3 protein-coding genes are annotated in these 4550 nt (G+C 51.5%); all 3 read left to right on the top strand.

Features of this window, described 5'->3' with window-relative positions; all coding sequences use genetic code 11:
• Window positions 1–328: 328 nt before the first annotated feature.
• Window positions 329–1558 carry a TolC family protein gene (locus tag Q1M25_RS08335; protein ID WP_300483805.1) on the top strand — a complete coding sequence of 410 codons (1230 nt, stop codon included), beginning with the start codon at window positions 329–331 and terminating at the stop codon, window positions 1556–1558.
• Between the two features lie 43 nt (window positions 1559–1601).
• Window positions 1602–3812: a type I secretion system permease/ATPase gene (locus Q1M25_RS08340; RefSeq protein ID WP_300483803.1), complete on the top strand. Its 2211-nt coding sequence runs from the start codon at window positions 1602–1604 to the stop codon at window positions 3810–3812.
• Between the two features lie 91 nt (window positions 3813–3903).
• A partial coding sequence (locus Q1M25_RS08345) for a biotin/lipoyl-binding protein (protein ID WP_300483804.1) occupies window positions 3904–4550 on the top strand: 647 nt, incomplete at its 3' end.

Below are 4550 nucleotides of genomic sequence, written 5' to 3' on the forward strand. Positions count from 1 at the left end.
GCTGTATTGCAACGTAAGGATTAAGGTTGAAAAAGGCCGTCTGAAATCCTTTCAGACGGCCTTTTTGATAGATTTTTTACATTAAAATCATTAGATACGATAGTCGCGCTTTGCAATAATATACTTTAAGGCATGTATCTCGACCTTTCATCAGAATATTGTGAAAAGCTGGAAAAAATGCTTTATGCTTTGTAAATGTATGTGTTCTCGTTCAAAATTTGCCCGGTCATGACCTCAGGCGATACCCGATACGGACAACGATAATATATAAATCATTTGGTTAAAAATCATGCCGCATATTTATTCTTCCCCCACAAAGCTCCGTTTATTGTCATTGGCCGTTGCCGTCGCCTGCTGTCTGCTGCCGTTTCAGACGGCCTCTGCATACAGCCTGCAAGACATCCTCAGGGACGCTTTAATCAGCGACCCGATTGTGCGTGAAGCCAAAGCCACTCAAGAAGCAGCACAAAGCACGACCAAAGCCACGCGCGCACGCCATTATCCTGTCGTTACCCTGACCGGCACGAAAGTGCTGGCGCAACACAATAAATACAACAGCAACGATATGGATGACGGTATCGGCGTGCGCGGCAGCGTAAACATCTACTCATGGGGTGCGATTGAAGCCGCCGTCCGCCGCGACCGCAGCCGCGAAGAATACTATCAACACAAATACACCGAAAGCCAAGAGCAGCTGGGCAGCGATATCGGCCGCCTCTATCTGAGCGCATTGCGTGCAAAAGAAACCCTGATCCTCAACGAACAGACTTTGGCGCGCCACAACAACCTCTTAAAAGACTTGGACACCATCGTCAAATATGATGCCGGCCGCCGTTCCGAGCTGATTGAAGCGCGCGCGCGCCAACTACAAGTGGCAAACATCATTGCCCAACAACGCCGCACCATGGATTTGGCCCTGAGCCGCCTGTCCCGCTATACCTCTCGCCAGCTGACTGCCAACGATTTGGAAGATCCGTTTAAAAACGACACGGCGAAATCCATCAGCGAACGCTTCAACAACCCCAACCGCAACAACAATCCGTCCTATCAGGCGCAATTAGCCGAGCGCGACAGCGTCCGTGCAGATTTGGACGCCTCCAAAGCCGAACGCCTGCCCGCCCTCAATTTGGAAGGCAGTGCAACGCGCAACACCAGACAGCTTTATTTAAACGTTGCATGGAATGTGCTGGATATTGCCGCACGACACAATGTGGAACGCAATGCCAAATCATTGATTGCCGCAGAAGCCAAGTCCGAACAAATCCTGCGCGACATGAACGAACGCGTTCAAACGTCGGCCATTGATATGCAGGAAAGCGAACAGCGTACCGCGCTGACGGCGCAACACATCGCCGCCCAAAAAGAAGTCATCAAAGTGTACGAATTGCAGTTTAAAATCGCCCGACGTACGCTGACCGATGTTTTGAGCGCATACAGCGAGTTATCCTCCATCGAACAGGATTACGTTGCCGCCCGCAACGATTTCCGCGATGCGGCGCTCGACTATTTAAATACCCAGGCCAAAATCTCCGCTTGGGTCGGTTTGGCACAAAAATAAAGCCATATCCGCCGGTTAAACCAAAAACATTACGCGAAAAAATATGAAAGCCATCATTGAACATATCGTTTTAGTGACCCGCCTTTTGGGGGCGCCCGTATCCGAAGCCGCTTTGTCCGCCGAAATCGTGCGCGACAAAAAGCTCAAGGTCAACTATCACTCACTGGTCGAAGTCCTGCGCAGCCACGGCTTTGAAAACACCTTATCCAAACGCAATTTGGAAGACATCCCCTCTCTCGCCGTGCCGGTCATGATTATCCTACACAACGAAGAAGCAGCGGTCATCACCAAAATCGAAGGCTCCGGCCAAGAGCGCAAATACCATATCCGCCAAGTAGACGGTTTGGAACAAGAACTCAGCCATGAGCAGCTCTCCGGCCTGTATTTGGGCTACTGCTGGTTTATCAAACCCAAAATGGCTACCGATATGCGCTCGGAGCTGCCTGAATACCATTTGCCCAAAGCATGGTTTTGGAAAGTCATTTGGCGTTTCCGCAGCTACTACTACCAAGTCATTTTGGCCACAATCATCATCAACTTCCTTGCGCTCGTCAGCTCTTTATATGTGATGAACGTGTACGACCGCGTGATTCCCAACCAAGCCTATGAAACCTTGTGGGTATTGAGCATCGGTGTGGTCTTGGCGATTTTGTTTGAATTTGCCGCCAAGATGATTCGTGGTCATTTGACCGATATTGCCGGCAAAAAAGCCGACCTGATCATCAGCTCCGCCCTGTTCCGCCGCGTGATGGCATTGCGTCTGGCAGACCGTCCTGCTTCCTCCGGTTCATACGCCAGCAACCTGCGCGAATTTGAAGCCGTGCGCGAGTTTATGACCAGTGCCAGCTTGTTGACTATTGTCGACTTGCCTTTCCTGTTGCTGTTTATCTTCGTAATTTCCATGGTCGGTGGCAAACTGGCACTCGTTCCCCTGACCATCATTCCGATTGTCGTGATTGTCGGTTTTGTTGTACAACGCCCGCTCTCGCGCCACATCAACGAATCGATGAAAGAAGGTTCGCAACGCTCCGGCCTTGCCGTTGAAGCCATCGAAGGCATCGAAACACTGAAAACCAACAACGCCACATCTTGGGCGCAACAACGTTGGGACGAATACACCGCCAAAACTTCCGCTTCTTCCATCAAAGTCAAAGACACCAGCAACTTCATGGTCAACTTTGCCGTTGCCATGCAGCAGCTCAATACCGTCTTTTTGGTTGTCGTCGGTACCTATCTGATTCATGCCGACAACCATGCGGAACGCATTACCATGGGTGCATTGATTGCCTCCGTAATTCTGTCCGGTCGCGCCTTGGCGCCATTGGCACAAATCGCTGGTTTGGCCACCCGCTTCCAACAAGCCAAACTTGCCCTCAAAGGCGTAAACGATATTGTTACCCGCCCTATCGAGCGTAATCCGGAACGCAAATATATTACTTTGGACAACGTACAAGGCAACATTACCTTTGAAAACGTATCGTTCAAATATCAAGCCGACAACAACAGCGCTGTCGAAGACTTGCGCCTGACCATCAAACCGGGCGAAAAAGTCGGTATTTTGGGCCGTATCGGTAGTGGTAAAAGTACCATGCTCAAACTGGCCAGCGGTCTGTACGACACTGAAAAAGGCAACGTTACCCTTGACGGTGTCGATATGCGCCAGCTTGACCCCAACTTCCTGCGCGATCAAGTCCTGCTATTGAGCCAATCGCCACGCCTGTTCCTCGGCACATTGCGTGAAAACATGGATTTGGCGCGTACCGGCAGCTACTCTACCGACCAAGACTTACTGACTGCGCTCAACCGTTTCGGCCTCGACAAAATCATCCGCAACCATCCGCGCGGTTTGGATATGCCTTTGGGTGAAGATGGCTTAGGCTTATCCGGCGGTCAAAAACAAATCATCGCCCTAGCGCGCATGACCTTGCGCAACCCGAAAGTCGTCTTGCTGGACGAGCCGACCACCAGCCTGGACCAGGCTACCGAACGCATGGCGCTCAATGCCATTGCACAATGGGGCCGCAACCGCACCATGCTTTTGGTGACCCACCGTCCGCAAGTGCTGCAAATCGTCAACCGCATCATTGTGATGGACAATGGTAAAGTCGTGATGGACGGCCCGCGTGACCTGGTATTGCAAAAACTCATGCAAAACGAACAGGCCAAAGCAGCCAACGTCAAACAACAACAAGCTGCTGCAGTCAAACAGCAGCAACAACAAGCTGCCACAGCCCCTCAATCGGCAGCACAATAAAGCAAAAGGCCGTCGTCTGAAACCTACTTACCCTTTCAGACGGCCTGCCCTAATGGTTAAAATCCACCAAACACAATAAAGATACACGATTATGAGCCGCGAAAACAACGTCAAATCCAAAGACCTACACCTCATTAACGACCTCAATGCCGCCCTTCAAAAAGAAAAACACAGCGGCCAATTTTGGGTCATCATCCTATTCTTCCTTTTCCTGGTTGTCTTCGTCGTCTGGGCATACAACAGCCCTGTCGAAGAAGTGACCCGTGGCAACGGCAATATCATTCCCAGCAGCCGTGAACAAGTAATTCAAAGCCTCGACCCCGGCATCGTAACCGAAATCATGGTGAAAGAAGGCGATATGGTCGAGAAAGATCAGATTCTGATGAAACTCGACGACACGCGCAGCTCCGCCGTTTTGCGTGAAAGCGAAGCCAAAGTCGAAAACCTCGAAGCCACCGTCGCCCGCCTTAAAGCCGAAGCCTACGGCACCAAGCTCTCCTTCCCTGACAGCGTGGGCCCTGAGCTTCGCCGTCGCGAAATCGCCGCCTACAAAGCACGCCGTCAAGCCATGACCGACGCCGTCAGCGGCCTTTCCCAAAGCAAGGCTGCGCTTGACCGCGAAATCGCTATTACAGCGCCTATGGTTGCCGAAGGCGTGGTTTCCGAAGTCGAACTCTTAAGAATGCGCCGCGATTCCGCAGACTTGGCCACCCAAATCTCCGAACGCCGCAACCGCTA

The sequence above is a fragment of the uncultured Neisseria sp. genome, from assembly GCF_951230505.1.
GTDB lineage: Bacteria > Pseudomonadota > Gammaproteobacteria > Burkholderiales > Neisseriaceae > Neisseria.